This window comes from Nitrospirota bacterium (genome assembly GCA_040756155.1).
In the GTDB taxonomy this organism is placed as follows: Bacteria; Nitrospirota; Thermodesulfovibrionia; order JACRGW01; family JBFLZU01; genus JBFLZU01.
This window is the reverse complement of the sequence record JBFLZU010000017.1, coordinates 4366-22822: the sequence shown is the minus strand read 5'-3', so window position 1 is coordinate 22822 and position 18457 is coordinate 4366. Positions and strand designations below refer to the sequence as shown.

Annotated in this window: 21 protein-coding genes; 16 read left to right on the top strand and 5 right to left on the bottom strand. The window is 41.4% G+C overall.

The features are described from left to right. Positions 1 to 279 (top strand): GMP synthase (locus AB1488_01490; GenBank protein ID MEW6408771.1); only part of this gene is annotated, 279 nt, incomplete at its 5' end. 512 nt (positions 280 to 791) lie between these two features. Here the strand turns inward: AB1488_01490 and AB1488_01485 are convergent. Together AB1488_01485 and AB1488_01480 are read right to left on the bottom strand one after the other, a co-directional pair. Further along, positions 792 to 1187, bottom strand: a complete 396-nt coding sequence (locus AB1488_01485; GenBank protein ID MEW6408770.1) for a metalloregulator ArsR/SmtB family transcription factor — start codon at positions 1185 to 1187, stop codon at positions 792 to 794. A 374-nt stretch (positions 1188 to 1561) separates the two neighbouring features. Continuing rightward, positions 1562 to 2977 (bottom strand): PLP-dependent aminotransferase family protein, encoded by a 1416-nt coding sequence (locus tag AB1488_01480; GenBank protein MEW6408769.1) that lies wholly within the window; start codon positions 2975 to 2977, stop codon positions 1562 to 1564. Positions 2978 to 3236: 259 nt separating this feature from the next. Here AB1488_01480 and AB1488_01475 point away from each other — a divergent pair, with 259 nt between their 5' ends. Next, positions 3237 to 3434, top strand: a complete 198-nt coding sequence (locus tag AB1488_01475) for a DUF2917 domain-containing protein (GenBank protein ID MEW6408768.1) — start codon at positions 3237 to 3239, stop codon at positions 3432 to 3434. A 175-nt stretch (positions 3435 to 3609) separates the two neighbouring features. Here the strand turns inward: AB1488_01475 and AB1488_01470 are convergent, their stop codons facing one another. Continuing rightward, positions 3610 to 3873 carry a thioredoxin family protein gene (locus AB1488_01470; GenBank protein ID MEW6408767.1) on the bottom strand — a complete coding sequence of 88 codons (264 nt, stop codon included), beginning with the start codon at positions 3871 to 3873 and terminating at the stop codon, positions 3610 to 3612. Between the two features lie 27 nt (positions 3874 to 3900). Then, complete coding sequence (locus AB1488_01465; protein ID MEW6408766.1) at positions 3901 to 4332, bottom strand: heavy metal-responsive transcriptional regulator; 432 nt, start codon at positions 4330 to 4332, stop codon at positions 3901 to 3903. Positions 4333 to 4576: 244 nt separating this feature from the next. Here AB1488_01465 and AB1488_01460 point away from each other — a divergent pair, with 244 nt between their 5' ends. The 12 genes from AB1488_01460 to glnA all read left to right on the top strand — a co-directional run bounded on the left by AB1488_01460 (position 4577) and on the right by glnA (position 15820). Beyond that, entirely contained in the window at positions 4577 to 5986 is a 1410-nt protein-coding gene (locus tag AB1488_01460) for a CmpA/NrtA family ABC transporter substrate-binding protein (GenBank protein MEW6408765.1), read from the top strand. 8 nt (positions 5987 to 5994) lie between these two features. Further along, positions 5995 to 6777: an ABC transporter permease subunit gene (locus tag AB1488_01455; protein MEW6408764.1), complete on the top strand. Its 783-nt coding sequence runs from the start codon at positions 5995 to 5997 to the stop codon at positions 6775 to 6777. Between the two features lie 12 nt (positions 6778 to 6789). Next, positions 6790 to 7608, top strand: a complete 819-nt coding sequence (locus tag AB1488_01450; protein ID MEW6408763.1) for an ABC transporter ATP-binding protein — start codon at positions 6790 to 6792, stop codon at positions 7606 to 7608. A gap of 71 nt (positions 7609 to 7679) precedes the next feature. After that, positions 7680 to 8123, top strand: coding sequence for a cyanase (gene cynS, locus AB1488_01445; GenBank protein ID MEW6408762.1), 444 nt, complete (start codon positions 7680 to 7682; stop codon positions 8121 to 8123). Positions 8124 to 8158: 35 nt separating this feature from the next. Beyond that, positions 8159 to 8485 carry a P-II family nitrogen regulator gene (locus AB1488_01440; GenBank protein MEW6408761.1) on the top strand — a complete coding sequence of 109 codons (327 nt, stop codon included), beginning with the start codon at positions 8159 to 8161 and terminating at the stop codon, positions 8483 to 8485. Positions 8486 to 8496: 11 nt separating this feature from the next. Next, on the top strand, positions 8497 to 8667 hold the full coding sequence (locus AB1488_01435) for a hypothetical protein (protein MEW6408760.1): 171 nt from the start codon (positions 8497 to 8499) through the stop codon (positions 8665 to 8667). 36 nt (positions 8668 to 8703) lie between these two features. Further along, on the top strand, positions 8704 to 9162 hold the full coding sequence (nrfH, locus tag AB1488_01430; GenBank protein MEW6408759.1) for a cytochrome c nitrite reductase small subunit: 459 nt from the start codon (positions 8704 to 8706) through the stop codon (positions 9160 to 9162). 42 nt (positions 9163 to 9204) lie between these two features. Continuing rightward, the gene (locus AB1488_01425) at positions 9205 to 10632 is read left to right on the top strand and encodes an ammonia-forming cytochrome c nitrite reductase subunit c552 (GenBank protein ID MEW6408758.1); all 1428 of its coding nucleotides are present in this window, start codon (positions 9205 to 9207) and stop codon (positions 10630 to 10632) included. A gap of 461 nt (positions 10633 to 11093) precedes the next feature. Further along, positions 11094 to 12449 carry an alginate export family protein gene (locus AB1488_01420; GenBank protein MEW6408757.1) on the top strand — a complete coding sequence of 452 codons (1356 nt, stop codon included), beginning with the start codon at positions 11094 to 11096 and terminating at the stop codon, positions 12447 to 12449. A 50-nt stretch (positions 12450 to 12499) separates the two neighbouring features. Continuing rightward, entirely contained in the window at positions 12500 to 13915 is a 1416-nt protein-coding gene (locus tag AB1488_01415) for an ammonium transporter (GenBank protein MEW6408756.1), read from the top strand. Between the two features lie 59 nt (positions 13916 to 13974). Further along, positions 13975 to 14313 (top strand): P-II family nitrogen regulator, encoded by a 339-nt coding sequence (locus tag AB1488_01410; protein MEW6408755.1) that lies wholly within the window; start codon positions 13975 to 13977, stop codon positions 14311 to 14313. Positions 14314 to 14407: 94 nt separating this feature from the next. Further along, positions 14408 to 15820: a type I glutamate--ammonia ligase gene (glnA, locus tag AB1488_01405; GenBank protein ID MEW6408754.1), complete on the top strand. Its 1413-nt coding sequence runs from the start codon at positions 14408 to 14410 to the stop codon at positions 15818 to 15820. 93 nt (positions 15821 to 15913) lie between these two features. On the opposite strand, the gene AB1488_01400 is transcribed toward glnA, so the two are convergent. Continuing rightward, the gene (locus AB1488_01400; protein MEW6408753.1) at positions 15914 to 16684 is read right to left on the bottom strand and encodes a YdcF family protein; all 771 of its coding nucleotides are present in this window, start codon (positions 16682 to 16684) and stop codon (positions 15914 to 15916) included. A gap of 120 nt (positions 16685 to 16804) precedes the next feature. Between AB1488_01400 and AB1488_01395 the strand changes: the two genes are divergently transcribed. Continuing rightward, positions 16805 to 17989, top strand: coding sequence for a DUF1343 domain-containing protein (locus tag AB1488_01395; GenBank protein ID MEW6408752.1), 1185 nt, complete (start codon positions 16805 to 16807; stop codon positions 17987 to 17989). Beyond that, positions 17986 to 18457: nucleotidyltransferase family protein (locus AB1488_01390; GenBank protein ID MEW6408751.1), on the top strand; the 472-nt coding region annotated here is incomplete at its 3' end. The genes AB1488_01395 and AB1488_01390, both read left to right, overlap by 4 nt.

The window sequence follows — 18457 nt, the reverse complement described above, 5'->3', positions numbered from 1 at the left end:
GATACCTTTGACCTTCCTGATGGATCTGTAAGGCTTGCATCGTCAATAAACTATCCTAATCAGGCATTTCGTATTGGAAAAAAGATATATGCCCTCCAGTTTCACATCGAAGTTACAGAAAGCATGATAAAAGAATGGTTTGATGTAAACGATGAGGAGGTAAAGGAACTTAAGGGGAAAATTAATCCTGCAAAGATATTAAATGAAACAGATGTAAAAGTTCATGAACTCAAAAAAACCGCAAAGAATTTCTTTAATGCCTTTCTAAATATTCTATGAAACCCTGATAGATTTTCATTATTTATCCTTGATGAACAAAGGGGATTCAGGCATATCTTCGGACATTCCTATGATTAAGAGTTGTCTGTGTAGAAGGAGAGGGGATTTAGTCTTTTATCCCCCTCTCCTCTAATCCTCCACTACTTTTTGATCGGTGGAACGCAACCACAATCGCATCCACAATCTGATGTCTTGATTTCATGTATGACTTTGTCTAATGTTCCACTTTTTTTCTTAGTGTCTTTCTTAGTATCTGACATATTTATCCACCTCCTTTCTTGGCAGTATCCTTTACTTCTAACTTGCTATTAACGATTACAAGCTCTGATTCCAAATACCTTTTATATTCTTTTAACCGTGCAATCAGTTTATTCTTGGTCAGAATTTCCTTTTCAGATTTCTGTTCATAACTACAATTCTTTTTGGAACTTATAGATGTATTCTCCTGGCACATGTGAAATTTAGTATAAGTTTATTAGTATTAACTTATAATTTATGAAAAAAAATATAAATTATCTCTTCTCTTTTTTGAGCTCTGCGATTCTTCTTCTCACCTGTTTTATCTCTTTCTCAAGTCGCTTTTTATATTCCAATAAAGCCTCTTTAGTCTCTGAGATATGTTTTCTTTTACTAAGTTCGCAACCACAGGTGCAGACCCTTATCAGTTCCTGCTGGTATTTGTCGAGTTTATCTTTGTTTAATGAATAGTAAATGTGATAACCTTTCCTTTCATCTGTAACTAAACCTGCCTGCTTTAGTATGCGAAGATGCTGGGATACCGCAGATTGACTAATTCCTAATGCTTCGGCTATTGTATTTACAGAAAGCGGTCCTGCCTTGAGCATTTCAATAATCTTTATTCTACTTTCTACCGAAAGGATCTTAAAAGACTCTGCCTCAACCTTCATTTGCTTACTCCTTAAGTATATTCTAATCTACTTATATACTTTGGGAAACAAAATGTCAAGAACTTTTTGATAATGAGATGACCTATACTACATTCACAGATAATCCACCCTTCTCGGATACCATGCATCCACTGCCTTTGTAGAATTATCCAGAACCATTGCGCTGTATCCCTGATTTTATAGAATCATATAAAATATTATTCTCTCTAATTTATCGCAAGGAGATATCTAAGCCTCATTATAATAGGCAATAGCCTTTTTTACCTTTTTGTTTTCGTTAAAAAACATTACCTCAGCAGCCCTTTTGCCTCCTCGATCCACTCCTGTGCAAAAGTTTGTGCAAACTCCTTTGTTATCATTTTGTAATACCTCCGTTACTTCTTTCCCGCAAGAGAGCCGAGAGTTTTGACCGCAGCCTTTATATCTTCGTTCCAGCTTGCTGCATTAAGCCTGAGAAAGTTGCGATACTTTTGTCTTGAGGAAAATATAGGGCCAGGGGCAAAGCTGATCCCTTTCTTTAAAGCCTTTTCGTAAAGTTCAAGGGAATCTATATGTTTCGGGAGTTCCACCCACAGCACATGCCCTCCTGACGGACGGGATACTCTGGTGCCTTCCGGGAAATACATATTTACAGCCTCGGACATAAGAGCTACATTTCTGGCATATATTCTCCTGATCTTCCTCAAATGATGGTCATATCCGCCATCTGCAAGGAAGTCGGCTATGGCAAGCTGTATTGGGGTCGCTGTGGCAATATTGCTTACAGATTTGAGGCGCTCAATCTCATTTTTGAATTTCCCTGGCACCATCCATCCCACCCTGTAACCGGGAGCAATGGTCTTGGAGAATGATGAACATAAAAGCACAATTTCCTTACGGTCAAATGCCTTGGCAGTCTTCGGCCTCTGATATGAAAATGATATGTCTCCATAGATATCATCCTCAATGAGAGGAATATCGTATTCTGAAAGCATTTCCACGAGATCCTTTTTCTTATCGTCCGGCATGCAGCTTCCGAGAGGATTGCTGAAACTGGTAATGAAGAGGCATGCTTTTATGGGATTGTGCTCTATGGCGTAGCGGAGCGTGTCAATATTAATACCATCTCTTGGATGGGCTGGTATCTCAATGGCTCTGAGGCCAAGTATCTCGATTGCCTGAAGGAAGTTGTAATAAGTCGGCGACTCAATCGCAACTGTATCTCCAGGCTTACAGATAACCATTAGTGCGAGCATGATTGCCTCCTGGCAGCCTGAAGTGATAATGATATCATCCGGAGTGATGGTGCATCCTGAAGTCAATGCACGCCGCGCAATCTGAACCCTCAGTTCCTCACAGCCGGGAGAAAACTCATACAATATGTTTCTGATTCTATAACGCCGTGTAACTACAGAAAGGGCGCGGTTGATTCTCTCAACGGGCAAAAGCTCAGGATTGGGTATGGCTGCTCCCAGTTGAATGAGGTCAGGATTGCGTCCGTCCTTAAGAATCATCATAATCAGTTCGTTGACGCTTACCTTTGTTGGTTTTGGCGAAGGCTTTGATGCATCTATCTCCAATGAGGTAGATGCAGGCAGGGAAATTACATAGTATCCTGACTGAGGACGACATTCTATCATGCCATGATCTTCGAGAAGTCGGTATGCCTCCATAACCGTTGAAATGCTGACCTGTAGTTGTTTATGCAGTTGCCTTACCGACGGGATGCGTTCTCCAGGACGGAAAGTCCCTTTTTTAATAAGATTGGTTATCTCATTCGCCACCTTTTCATATAAAGCAGGTTCTTTCATCCCATTTCCTCGTATGTGGATTTACTTTATTTTATATCTCGCAGAGGCTGTTTACAAGTAACAGTTCTCATAAAAGTAAGGCATAACAGTTTTTTAATATGATAACTGTTATGGTAACAAAAATAAATATTTGAATCTGTAATTTTATTTTGTCAGGCATTAGACTTAATGCATGAGACAGGTTAATTCCAATATCAGACCAGGAGATAAATTCTCCGGAACTATTTGCAGGGTAGGGGAAAACACCCTTAGAGTATGCATGAAACATGATTCGCTGCTGAGAATAGAAAACGGCAGGGAATTGAAGATTTCATGCGATGAAGGAATTTTATGGATAACTCAGGCAGGTGATTTTCAGGATTTCATTCTTGCTTCAAGAGAGAGATTTGTGATTAATAGAGAGGGTCTTGTCATCGTTTCAGCCATCACAGACGCATGCCTTAATGTTATATTTTAATAAAGACAGCATGTGCTCTATGAGAACACTTCTATGACTGTCATAGAGGCACTTGCTCCTGACTTCACGTAAGATTTATTTTGTTCTCATGTACTTCATCTGAATATTCCACGGAAAGTTGCCAGAAAGAACAAGTGAAAAAGTTTTGTCAGGAACAAGTGCAATAGAGCGTGGATTAAAGTGGTGTTCCTATGCCGGCTGCTTTAAGGTCAACCTCTGTAGGCTTTCTCCTTACACAGCAATCCAGAATCTTTCCATCCACAACTACAGTTGGCACAGAGTTAATGCCATATTCCCTTGCCTTATCCATCCCTTTCTCATTTAAATTATAAACTGTCATATCGCAACTCGGGCAGGAAATCTTCTTCACAAGTCTGACTGTCTCATCGCAAAGAGGACATCCTCCTGTAAAGACTTCTACCTTTCTCTTCCTTGACATCTCCATCACCTCCTTTCTAAACACAGCTTAAACTATCCAGTTGGATGGAGAGTCAAGTGTTTTTTCAGAATCTTCAATTATAGGGCATATTGAGACCGGTGCTTTTCTATGTGTTTTAGTTCTAAGTACCTCAGATAATTTTGTTTTTAACTCTGTGAGGGCAGTGATTTTTTCCTCAATCTCTTTAATTTTACTTTTGATAAAATCCTTCGTACATTCACACGGGATCTCACCTTTATCATGAAGAAGTAATATCTCTTTAATCTCATCGAGCTTAAGACCGATGGATTTAGCCTTTAGGATGAACTCCAGCCTTCTATATGTTTCATCGGTATAAATTCTATAACCGCTCTCTGTCCTTCCTACCTTTGGTAAAAGTCCAATCGTCTCATAATACCTGAGGGTTCTCTGGTTCAGACCAAATCTCTTAGCTATATCTCCAATAAAGAATCTTTTCATGTTCTTATTATAAACTTTCCACTTAACTGGAATGTCAAGAAAATAAACGATTAACGAAAAAGAATTTTAGGATTAATTATAACCTACAAAATTGTATCAACTTACAAAAATGTAGCATCAGTTTTCTTCAAATTTCCTTATAAATCAATGGTACATATATTGGCATGATTCTGGCATATTAGAAATGAAGAACCGAGTTCGCTGAAGGATAAGGTTGAAGATATTAGAGAAGGAGGAGATTTATATGAAACACAAAGATAAAAATAAAGACCATGATATTGTTTCAACGGTAAAAAGTTTAGCAGATCCATTCGATCCGGAAGTCTCTTTGTCACACTCGCAATGCTTATGTAACAGTAAAACTGAAAAGGAGTCACGCCCTGTAATAACTAAGGAAGATATCATTGATCGTGCTGTAGAAAGCTCTGTTGTTAGAGCGCTATTTGGAGGAGATGAAATAAGTCGGCGTGAATTCATGAAAGTTGTAGGATCCGCTACTGCATTAGCTATTATCTCTGATTTACTCCCTCTAAAAAAAGTCAAGGCATGGGCGAAGGAGGCTACGGGGCCTCTGGGAAAAACAGCTTTAAAAATTGGTTTTATCCCTATAACCTGTGCTATTCCAATAATTATGGCCCATCCAATGGGATTTTACGAAAAATACGGTCTTAAAGGTACAGAGGTAGTAAAGGCTTCGGGGTGGGCTATGATTCGCGACTGGGCAATTGCCAAACAGGTGGATTGCACCCATATGCTATCACCCATGCCCCTTGCAATTACCGTAGGAGCTGGTTCACAGTCCGTTCCCTTTTATATGCCTGCTGTTGAAAATATTAACGGACAGGCTATCATACTTCATATAAAGCACAAAGGGGTAAAAACTGCTAAAGATATGAAGGGGTTTACCTTCTGCGTGCCGTTTGATTATTCAATGCATAACTTCCTGTTGCGATACTTTTTAGCTGAAGGTGGCGTTGACCCTGACAGGGATGTAAAAATCAGGGTAGTTCCACCTCCGGAGATGGTGGCAAACCTAAAGGCCGGGAATGTCGATGGATATTTAGCACCTGATCCATTCAATCAAAGGGCAGTATATGAAGGTGTTGGATTCATATTTAAATTATCAAAAGATATATGGCCTGGGCATCCATGCTGTGCCTTTGCAACCTCAAAAGAATTTGCTACAACGATGCCAAATTCCTTTAAGGCAGTATTTAAGGCTATTGTGGATGCTACCCATTATGCCCACAGGGCTGAAAATCGTGAAAGTATTACTGAGGCGATTGCCCCTCGCAACTATCTAAACCAGCCCGTGGAAGTGATAAAGCAGGTTCTTACAGGAAAATTCCCTGATGGTTTAGGTAATTACCTGAATGTCCCTGACCGCATAGACTTTGATCCTTTCCCCTGGCACTCCATGGCAGTATGGATACTGACTCAGATGAAGAGATGGGGCTACATAAAGGGTGATGTTAACTACAAAAAGATAGCTGAAGAGGTTTTCCTTGCCACTGATTGTGCGAAATATATGCGTGAATTAGGATACAAGGCACCAAAGACAACCTACAAGAAGCATACAATTTTGGGAAAAGTATTTGACCCTGCAAAGTCATTTGAATATCTAAAAGATTTTGCTATAAAACGGGAAAGATAGGAGGGGAAATGACATTCTTATTAAAACAGAAAAATTGGTTGGTTTTGAGCCTGGGAATGCTGGTGATTTTTGTTGGTGCGTGGCATCTTCTCACTGCTGGCTCAGCAGGCAGAGGACTTCCTGGACCCTTGCCTGTGGCAAAAACAGCAAAAGAGCTCCTTTTAAATCCCTTTTATGATAAAGGACCTAATGACAAAGGTGTAGGCATTTTAACCTTATACAGTATAGGACGCCTGATATTGGGTTTTGGTGGTGGGGTTATGGTTGCTATTATTTTTGGTGTCATATTCGGTTTGAATAACACTATCTATAAAGCAGTCAACCCTTATATACAGATACTGAAATCAATTTCGCCCATTGCCTGGATGCCTCTTCTGCTGTACAGTGTGAAGCACAGTGGTGTTACCGCGCTGTTGGTTGTTTTTATGGCGAGCCTCTGGCCTACGCTTGCCAATACCTCTTTTGGCGTATCAAATATAAAAAAAGACTATATAAATGTGTCCAAGATTTTACAACTGAACTGGTTCAACCGACTCTTTCGGGTGATTTTGCCTGCGGCAGGACCAACCATTGTAGCAGGGATGCGGATTTCTATGGGAAGTGCATGGGTTGCCATTGTCCCTGCAGAGGCACTGCTGGGTTCGTTTGGTCTCGGTTATTTTGTATGGAATGAATGGAACAACCTGTCCTTAACAAGTGTTATCTTTGCTATCCTTTTAATTGGTTTAGTTGGGGTTGTTATTGATATCGTTCTCAACAAGATTGCTAAACGTATTGCGTATGCTGATTAATAGGCTAAAATAATGTCGTTTTTGAGAATTCAAAATTTAACAAAATATTTCCCGAGTACGGATGAGAAGAGATTGCAGTGTGTTTTCAAAGATGTCTCTTTTGAGATGCAGAAAGGTGAATTTGTGACCATTGTTGGTCATTCAGGCTGTGGCAAATCTACTCTCTTAAACATTATCGCAGGTTTAGACAAACCCTTTGCTGGACAGGTTGAACTTGATGGAAGAAGGATTAATGGGCCAGGCCTTGACCGCATGGTTGTGTTTCAGAATTTCGCCCTTCTGCCGTGGATGTCAGCATATGAAAATATTAAGATTGCTATTACTGCTGCCCATAAAGATTGGGATCATAAAAGAGTTAATGACTGGGTGCAAAGGTACATAGATATGGTTGGCCTGAATGGAGCAGAAGATAAAAAACCGGTTGCCCTTTCAGGCGGTATGAGACAGCGTGTTGGTCTTGCCCGTGCCTTTTCCGTTGAGCCAAAAATACTCCTCCTGGATGAGCCTTTTGCCCAGATTGACGCATTGACAAGGGGTGCAATTCAAGAAGAACTTGTGCGCATGTGGAGTGAAACAGGCAGCACCGTCTTTATGGTAACCCATGATGTGGATGAGGCAATTCTCCTATCCGACCGTATATTGCTCATGAGTGCTGGATCAGAAGCCGAGATAGTAGAATCTGTGGATGTAGCGATACCAAGACCACGAAGTAGAGTCACTATAATTGAACACTCTTCTTACTATGTAATCAGAAACCATATCATCCACTTTTTGGTAGAGCGTGCTCATAAAAATCGTGGAGAAGGCAATCATTTAAAAAAGGTTTTGTGAGGTTTAAGAACAAGTTTTGGGGCAGTATTTTCTCAAGCCCCCATTAAATTCATTTTAAAAGGAGGTTTGTCATGACACGAGAAGAAGCAACAAGGCTCATTATTGAGGCCAAACAAAAAAGGGGATTAACATGGGAGGAGATAGCTAAAAAAGTAGGACGGCATAAAATCTGGACTACAGCTGCCCTTCTCGGGCAACATCCTATGTCAAAAGAAGAAGCAGATGCATCTGTTAAAGCTTTAGATCTTAGCCCTGAAGTTTCAGCCGCATTACATCAATATCCAATGCGGGGGGCATTGGAAAGTCCTGTCCCTGTAGACCCCACTATTTACAGATTTTATGAACTAATACAGGTATACGGATCCACGATTAAAGAGCTTATACACGAAATGTTCGGTGATGGAATAATGAGCGCGATAGATTTTGAAATGGATATAAAGAAGGTAGAAGACCCAAAAGGCGATAGGATTGTTCTTACCTTTAATGGGAAATTTCTTCCTTACAAAAAATTTTAGTGGTGTTCAATAACAAAAGGGTTTTAGGTGAGTGTATGAAAATGATTCAAGCTATAATCCGAACAGAAAAATTTAAAGAGGTGGAGCAGACATTAGAAAAATCTGGTTTTAGCAGTCTTACCACTGCAATGGTAATGGGCCGGGGACAGCAGAAGGGTCTCCAGGTTGGCTCGACACACTACAATATTTTGCCGAAACAGATGATCTGGGTGATCGTTCAGGACGACCAGGTTGAGAAAGCTATAGATGTGATTTCTTCTTGTGCAGCCACAGGCAGTATCGGTGATGGGAAAATCTTTATCCTTGATGTACTGGATACCGTAAGAATACGCACCAGAGAAGCCGGAGAAAAAGCTATTTAAATGGAGGTATCATGCAAAAGGACTGTAGAGAAATTAAGATTACAGATGAAGATATAAGGGCTGCCTTCAAGAAAATAAAGACCTATATAGATATCACTGAAAATGATTTTAAGCTCCTTTATAAACTCGCATTGGAACATGCGAGGGAAAGACAGTTCTCCGATTCTATGCAAAAGATTTAATGAGTTATTCTGTCGTCATGATAGGGAAACAAGGTTATGAAGGTAGTAAGAAAAAAGCCACTTGGGATACCTTCCAAGATATTATTGGTAGTTGTTGTTACAGGTGTTATATCTGTCCCGCTTATTCCACTTGCTGCAAGAAAGGCATGGGTTTACACAAATAAACCTGAATTCTGTGTCTCCTGTCATGTAATGAAAGGGGAATATCAAAACTGGTCTCACTCAGCCCACAGAAACTGGGCTGGCTGTAATGACTGCCATTTGCCACAGCAGAGCATGGTTACAGAATTAGCAGGTAAGACAAGGGATGGCATTTATCATGGCTATGCATATCTGCTCAACAAAGACTCTGTGCTTATCAGAATCTCAAAGCACGGTGAGGATACTGTTATGGGTAATTGTGTGAAGTGCCACGAGCCACTCGTGGAAAATATTCTTCACAACGGTGAAAGGAAATGCTGGGAATGCCATAGAGGAGTTGCTCATGGATATTGATAAAAATTCAAAATTCAAAATTAAATCTAAGGAGAAAGAACGATGCAGAGGAGAAATTATCTAATGGCAGCCTTTTGTTTACTGTTTCTAACCATATTTACAATTGGCTGTGAACAGAGGGGACAGACAGTTGCAACACCAGTAACCATACCAGAAGGAGAAAAAGATCCTGCTGTGTGGGGAAAGGTATATCCGCTCCATTATGATAGCTATTTAAAGAACAGCGAGAAAACCAAAGGTTACAGTAGATACAGAAATGATAATGAAGACAGGTTAAGCCCCTGGCCCTTCCAGCTTGTGCTCTTTGATGGATGGGGGATGGGTATTGAGTATAACGAACCAAATGGACATACAGATGCGTTAAAAGACCAGATTAAGATTGATGCCTCTCGCAGAAAGGCAGGAGGTGTATGCTTAAGCTGCAAAAGCCCCTATGCATCTGAACTGAAGAAAAGATTAAAGGTTGATTACTTCAGCAAGCCCTATGATGAGGTCTGGAAAGAAATCCCTGAAAAACACAGTGAGATGGGTCTTGTCTGCGCTGACTGCCATGACCCTAAGACAATGGATTTACGCATAAACCGATGGCCCTTAATAGAGGCATTGAAGGCTATTGGTAAAGATCCTGATAAATTAACGAGGCAGGAGATGCGTAGCCTCGTCTGTGCACAATGCCATGTGGATTATAAAATTCCAAAAGACAAGGATAACAAGTCTATTGGATTGTTATTCCCCTGGAAGTATGGTAAATGGGGCAACATTACTATAGAAGCTGTAATAAGACAGATAAAGGAAGAAAACCTCAGGGAATGGAAGCATAAGGTAACAGACCAGAAGATGGGACATATCCGACATCCTGAATTTGAACTCTTCTCATCTCATGGCAATGTCCACTGGGCAGCAGGACTTGCCTGTGCCGATTGCCATATGCCCTACGAGAGAGTTGGTAAAGAGAAGATTTCTTCTCACAGGTGGGAAAGCCCTTTTAAAAAGAATATGAAGGCATGTATGCAGTGCCACAACCAGAGCCCTGAATGGATGAAGGAGCAGGTATTAAATATCCAAGATAGGGTGAATCATATGTTTACAAAGGCAGGTTATTCGGTTGCCCGTGCAGCCTTGATGATCGAATTAGCAGAGAAGAATCCCCGCTCAGATAAGGCATTGATAAAAAAGGCAAAAGAGGTATATGAGGAGGCATATTATCGGAATACATGGATAGGTGCTGAAAACAGCATGGGTTTCCATAATCCACCCGAAGCCCTTCGTGTTCTGGGCGATGCCCTTGACCAGGGCAGGCAGGCAGAGATGTTGGCAAGGGAGGCGATTATTAAGGCAGGTGCGAACCCACCTGAACTGGATATGGCAAAGATCGACCAGATAGTCGCAGAGAGATATAAGAGCAAGAATGGGAAGACTGGGATTAAGCCTAAGGTACAAAGGAAGGCTGCGTTATTAGTTCAAAGATAGTAAAGTAAAAGGTGTTAATTTTTAGTCCTACAATTTTAAATCTACAAAATTGTATCAACTTACAAAAATGTAGCATCAGTTTTCTTCAAATTTCCTTATAAATCAATGGTACATATATTGGCATGATTCTGGCATATTAGAAATGAAGAACCGAGTTCGCTGAAGGATAAGGTTGAAGATGTGGGAAAAGATATGAGATTTTACCCCGTTAGAATGCCCCGCTGCTTGCAGTAGGGATGAAAATAATTTTCCTTTTTGAGCGAACACGGGGTTAATGCCCCGTGTGAGCCTTTCCGTTAGAAGGCGGAGTCTTCTAACGGGGTTTACTTGGAAAATTTACCACCCCACCAGAAAGCCCCACCCTTTGGGCGGGGATGAATAGGTTAGATGAAAGTTATTCCCTTTAACAAAGCCCCACCCTTTGGGTGGGGTGGTTTACTTAAAAAAAGGAGGTCAGCAAGATGAAGATTTTTATATCAATTCTATTGGCTGTATTTATTTTCTCAGCTCCCCCCGTTATCTATGCTGAGATCAAACTTGGAGGGGAGATGTCTATAGCAGGAAGACAGGGACACAACTTTGACCTTAACAAAAGACTACTCAATCCAGGGAGAAATGGTGAAGGGCAGTACTATGAACAGACAGTGAGGCTGCAACTTGATGTAACAGTGAGTCCGAATTTAAAGGCATTCATAGAGATGCAGCATGAAGGCAGTGATACTGCGACATGGGGCATCAGTGGTGCAGGGGATACATCACATCAGGGCTATCAGGGTGTTCAATCAAGGTATTTTGGATCTCTCCGTCAGGCATGGATGCTCTATACAGGGAGAGGGCTTGGCTTTCCATCTGGATTAAAGATTGGTCATCAACTCTTTATTCTTGGCAATGGCGTCTTCTATGACTCTACGAAGTATGGTAATGATGCCATTGTCTTTTTCATGGATCCTGCAAAAGAGACCCACATCCGGTTAATTACAATCAAAGTAAACGAGGGGACATCTAACATCAATGATGATACCAATGGATATATAGGGGTCATTACCCACAGACTTGGTGAGAATCACAAGATAGGGCTTGATGTCTCACAACTGAGGAAGCAGAACTCAGGAAGGGCGACTACCGCATATAAAAAGACCACAACTCTGAGTAACATCGGCATTACCGCTGATGGAGAGTTTATTGGTCTTGGTTATTCTTTAGACCTTCAGCTCCAGAGCGGTAAGGGAGACAACACTGCATCCTTAGGCACAGTTGCAGCAAGGGATGCAAATATCTCCGCAACAGAGAACATAAAATATAGTGGTATGGCTGCACTACTTGGTCTGAGCAAAAAGATTAATATCTTTACAATAAAGCTTGAGGGTGCATATGGTTCAGGTGATAAATCAGGCTCTACCAATAAGATGGAGGCATTCCAGGCCTTTCTCGGTGATGACCCAAGATACACATTCATATATGAGAACAGGGTAGGGCAGAGTGGCTATAGTACAACAGGAGGGGACTGGATAGTAAACTTTGGGCTATCAAATACCACATACGGGAGATTCGGAATTACTGCTGACCTTTTGAAGAATCTCACAGCAGTGATAAATATATTTAAACTGAGGGCGACAAAGGCGCTTAACATAGCAAATGTCTCCACAGGTTCAAGTAGAGACCTTGGATATGAATATGATTTAAGCATTAATTACGCTATAGCAGATGGACTCGACTACTCAATAAAGTATGGATATTTCAAACCTGGCAGTTTCTATGATAGGACACCCAAAAATAGTGCATGGGCACTGGATCATGGATTGTCTATGAGGTTTTAGCAGGTAATATCATTACAGAACGATAATACACCAATTTATGGAGGTAAATTATGAAACGATTAGTGAGCATATTAATAGTAATTGGTTTGTTGGGTTTCGCAAGCATTATTTATGCTGAAGAGCAGGCACAATCTACCCCTCTTACCGCTGTGGCAGCTGAGCAGGCTCCCCCTGCCGCAGAAGCGGCACCTGCTGCGCCTGCTCCACCGAAAATAGACACAGGTGATACAGCATGGATGCTTGTCTCAACTGCACTTGTTATGCTTATGACTCCAGGGCTTGCCCTGTTTTATGGTGGTATGGTGAGAAGAAAGAATGTACTTGGAACCATTATGCACAGCTTTGTGATTCTCTGCTTGGTAAGCGTGATATGGGTTCTCTGGGGTTATTCCCTTGCCTTTGGACCTGACAAAGGTGGTATCATCGGTGGTCTTGAATGGCTCTGGCTTAGAGGTGTCGGACAGGAACCAGCTCCAATGGCATCTACCGTTCCTCATCTGATGTTCATGATGTTTCAGGGTATGTTTGCGATAATAACACCTGCGCTTATTACAGGAGCCTTTGCTGAAAGGATGAAGTTTTCTGCGTTAATCATTTTTTCGGTTCTCTGGCTAACATTTGTCTATTCACCAATGGCACACTGGGTGTGGGGAGGTGGATGGATTGGAAGTATACTTGGTGCCCTTGACTTTGCAGGTGGGACTGTTGTTCACATCAATTCTGCAATTGCCGCCATCACAGCAGTGATCGTCATAGGGAAGCGTCGGGGTTATGGTGTTGAGCCGATGCCACCCCATAACTTACCAATGACCATACTTGGGGCAGCACTTCTATGGTTTGGCTGGTTTGGCTTTAATGCAGGTAGTGCCCTCACATCAGGAGGACTTGCCTCTAATGCCTTTGTGACAACAAATACCGCTACAGGAGCCGCAGCAATGAGCTGGCTTTTTGCTGAATGGATACACCGTAGCAAACCTACAGCACTCGGTACAGTCAGTGGGGCAGTAGCAGGACTTGTTGCGATTACACCTGCAGCTGGTTTTGTCAGTCCCCTATCATCGGTACTGATCGGAATAGGTGCAGGAATTTTCTGTTATATAGCTGTTAGTCTCAAGCCACGGTTAGGCTATGATGATTCCCTTGATGTCCTTGGGATTCATGGTGTGGGTGGAACATGGGGTGCATTGGCTACAGGACTTTTTGCATCCACCGCAATAAACCCCGCTGGCAAAAATGGGCTATTTTTTGGAAATCCACCACTTCTCGGCATACAGGCAATTGCTGTGATTGCCACATATGTATTTGTCTTTGTGACCACATTGATTATCCTTAAACTTATTGACTGGACAATAGGATTGAGGGTAAGCGAAGAGGATGAAGTGACAGGTCTTGATCTTACCCTTCATGGGGAAAGTGGATATAACCTTGGTGTTGGAGGTGGTCCATCGGTAAGGGAAGGGAAATAAGAAAGTGATTGTAAATTACTGGTTACAGGTTATAAAATTGAATCTGGAGGTCAGGTGAGATGAGAAAGATAGAGGCTATTATAAAGCCATTTAAACTCGATGAGGTAAAAGACGCTTTGAATGATATTGGTATTCAGGGGATGACTGTTACCGAAGTAAAGGGATTCGGGAGACAAAAAGGTCATACAGAGCTTTACAGAGGTGCTGAGTATGAGGTAGTATTCCTGCCGAAGGTCAAGATAGAAGTTGTTGTCTCTGACAGTCATGCAGAGAAAGCGGTAAATACGATTATCGAAAAAGCTAAGACAGGACGCATCGGTGATGGAAAGGTCTTTGTCACACCAGTGGAAGATGTAATTAGAATAAGAACAGGTGAAAGGGGGGAAGAGGCGATATAACTACAGAAGTAAGAAGTAAGAAGTAAGAAGTAAAGAAAATACCTTAAATAGATAAGAAACATTTCATATCAAAAATAGGAGGGAAAGAAGAAGAATGACACCAAAAGAGGTAATTGAATTTGCAAAAAAGAATAATGCAGTGATGATTGATTTGAAGTTTATGGATTTTCCAGGACTATGGCAGCATTTCTCAGTGCCTATAAGTGAGCTTACAGAGGATGCATTTGAGAACGGATTGGGATTCGATGGCTCTTCTATAAGGGGCTGGCAGGCTATCCACATGAGTGACATGCTGGTAATCCCTGACCCGACAACAGCAATAATGGATCCATTTACAAAACACCCCACACTCAGTCTTATATGTAGTGTAGTTGATCCAATCACAAGAGAACAGTATACAAGAGACCCTCGTTTTGTAGCACAGAAGGCAGAGGCATACATGAAGTCAACAAAGATTGCGGATACCGCATACTTTGGTCCTGAAGCAGAATTTTTTATATTCGATGATGTGCGTTTTGACCAGACTGCTAATAATGGCTACTACTTCATAGATTCTGTTGAGGGGATATGGAACTCAGGAAAAGAAGAAAATCCAAATCTTGGATATAAACCAAGACACAAAGAAGGGTATTTCCCCGTTCCACCGATGGATAAACTACAGGATATCCGCACAGAGATGGTTCTTGAGATGGAAAAGGTCGGGATAGTTGTTGAATGTCAGCACCATGAGGTTGCAACAGCAGGACAGGCAGAGATAGACATGAGATTTGAGCCCTTGGTGAAGATGGCAGATCAGTTGATGATGTATAAGTATATCATCAAGAATGTGGCACAGAGACACGGTAAGACTGTAACACTTATGCCAAAACCTCTTTTCGCGGATAATGGCTCAGGTATGCATACCCATCAGAGTCTCTGGAAAAATGGTAAGCCACTCTTTGCTGGAGATGGTTATGCGGGACTATCTCAGCTGGCGCTTTATTACATAGGTGGAATACTCAAGCATGCACCTTCTCTTGCTGCCTTCGTTGCCCCAACAACCAACTCTTATAAGAGGCTTGTTCCTGGCTATGAGGCTCCGATAAACCTTGCCTATTCAAGCAGGAACAGGTCTGCGGGGGTTCGTATCCCGATGTATTCACCAAGTCCAAAGGCTAAGAGGGTAGAGGTGAGATTCCCTGATCCTTCATGCAATCCCTATCTTGCATTCGCAGCAATGCTTATGGCAGGACTTGATGGCGTAGAGAACAAGATCGATCCTGGAGAGCCACTTGATAAGGATATATATGAACTTGGTCCGGAGGAACTGGCTAATGTTCCAAGCCTTCCTGGTTCACTCGAGGAAGCACTCAATTGTCTCGAAAAGGATCATGATTATCTCATGAAGGGCGATGTATTTACTGATGATGTAATAGAGACATGGCTGAACTACAAAAGAACCAGAGAAGTGGATGCCCTGAGACTGCGACCGCATCCATATGAGTTCTTCCTTTATTATGATATTTAACCCAGATTATGCATTGTCATTGCGAGCCAAAGGCGAAGCAATCCCTAAACGATGAGATTGCTTCGGGGACTAAGTCCCCTCGCAATGACATCTCTACAGCCACCCCTTCAATCTGTATATAAGCAAGCCTGCATATTCCTTGATTGCAAGAGAAGAACGGTTCAGGTTAGAGGCATCGGGAACAATGCAGAATATATCAAATTCTTTTCGTGGCGACTGGAAATCTGTTACAGCCGGAATAGGTTCTATACCAATCTTCTTAAATACAGCGACAGCCCTTGGCATATGAAATGCAGAGGTGACAAGTATGATAGTTTTTACCCCCATATCTTTAAGTATCTCTTTTGAATAGAGGGCGTTTTCATAAGTATTTCTTGATTGTGTCTCTACCAGTATCCTGTTTTCAGGAACACCAAATTCAATAGCCAGAGATTTCATGGCATGGGCATCGGCTTTTCGCTGGCTAAAGAGTTCACCACTTCCACCTGACATCAATATCAATGGGGCTGCACCATCTTTGAATAATCTTACTGCTTTGAGTATTCTGTTACTACCAAAATCAAGTTCTACCTCCATGGAAGGATATTTGCTGTATCTTATTCCAGGTGATAGCACAACAATAGCATCAGCTTTTGGATACTGGTCTGAGGGATTGATGTGCATATTTTCAAGAGGATATAAAAGAAACGAAGCTATTGGTTTGATACTGAAGAGATATAAAATAGATATTGCTGATATGAGAAATATACGAGAAGTTTTCCTCTTTTTTCTAAGTAGCCCCAATAGAGCGATTAAAAGAAGTATGAATGTGATACTCAGAGGATATATAAGCCACCCGATAATCTTTGATAACGTGAAAAACACCTTATTTTAAAAAATAACAGTTTCAAAAAAATTAGTCAAGGATGGTGAGGATTGTGAAAGATGAAAACAATTGTTAAAAATGTTATTATGATAATACAGATGTTGAGATAAGTTATATAATTGAAGAGACATCCTGATATAAGAATCGGACTTAATCTGTTTGAGAAAGCCTGGCCAAAGAGGTTAAAAGTATCAAGGGTAGGACTCCTTGTACATCCAGCCTCAATTAACAACAGGTTTGAGCACGCTGTAAATCTCTTCATAAAATCCAGAAACTTTGAACTTAAGGCAATCTTTGGTCCCCAGCACGGAATCCATGGAGAGACACAGGATAACATGGTTGAATGGAGGGGATTTCAAGATTTCAGGACAGGCCTTCCCGTATACAGCCTTTATAGCCATACAAGAAAACCAGAACCTTCAATGTTAAAAGATATCGATGTAATCGTTGTTGATCTTCAAGATATTGGTTCACGCTATTATACATTTATATGGACGATGGACCTCTGCATGGAGGCATGCATGGAGATGACTAAGTCCATAGTAATCCTTGACAGACCGAATCCCATAGGAGGAACTATCACAGAAGGACCTGTTTTGGAGGCGGCTTTTACCTCTTTTGTAGGACGAAAACCCTTACCTGTCCGCCACGGCATGACGATTGGCGAGATAGGTAGCTATTTAAGGAATGAATTCTATCCAACTCTTGACTTTTATGTAATTTCTATGGAGGGATGGAATAGGAAAATGTGGTTTGATGAGACAGGCCTTCCGTGGGTTATGCCTTCTCCGAATATACCAACTCTTGATACAGCTACTGTTTATCCAGGCATGTGCCTTCTGGAAGGCACATGCCTCAGTGAAGGAAGGGGTACCACTCGTCCTTTCGAGATCTTTGGTGCTCCATTCATAGACCCTGAAAGGTTTGCAAGGAGTCTTAACGCCTTTAGGCTTTTAGGTGTAGTTTTCAGACCTCTATATTTTCAGCCCACCTTCCAGAAACATGCAGGTGAGATATGTGGAGGCGCCCAGATCCATGTCACTAACAGGGATAGATTCAAATCATTTAAAATAGGTGTAGCAGTTCTGAAGGCTGTTCATGACCTTTATCCAGAGAAAATTATCTGGAGACAGCCTCCCTATGAGTATGAGACAGAGAAAATGCCTATAGACATCCTCTCAGGAACCGACAGACTAAGAAGAGATATTGAAAGGGGAGAGGATCTTAACAGGATGGAGAAATGGTGGGAGGAACAGAGGCAAGAATACCAGAAGATAAGAAGAAGGTATTTAATATATAAATGAACAGGGTTAATGTATTCATACTATCTGCAGGTCTTGGTGAAAGACTCCGTCCTATCACAGACTATATCCCTAAACCCCTTATGCCTGTTCTCGGTAAGCCTGTTCTTCAGATGCTCCTTGAAAAGGTGTCTTCGCTGCCTGTAAATAAAATCGGAATAAACCTCCATCATAAAAAGAATGAAATCGAGGAATGGATTCGTAAATCCACCTTTATCGAGAGGATTGAATTCTTTCATGAAGAAACTATTCTCGGTACAGGTGGGGCATTAAAGAATGCAGAGGGATTTCTCAGCGATAGTACCTTTCTTGTCCATAATTCAGATGTCCTTTCAGATATAGATTTAGATAGGGTTCTTGAGTCTCATCTCTCCTCAGGGAATATAGGGGCTCTCGCTGTACATGATTATCCTGAATTTAATAATGTTGCGATTGATGAAAAAGGAACCTTCATCTCAAAACTCAAAACTC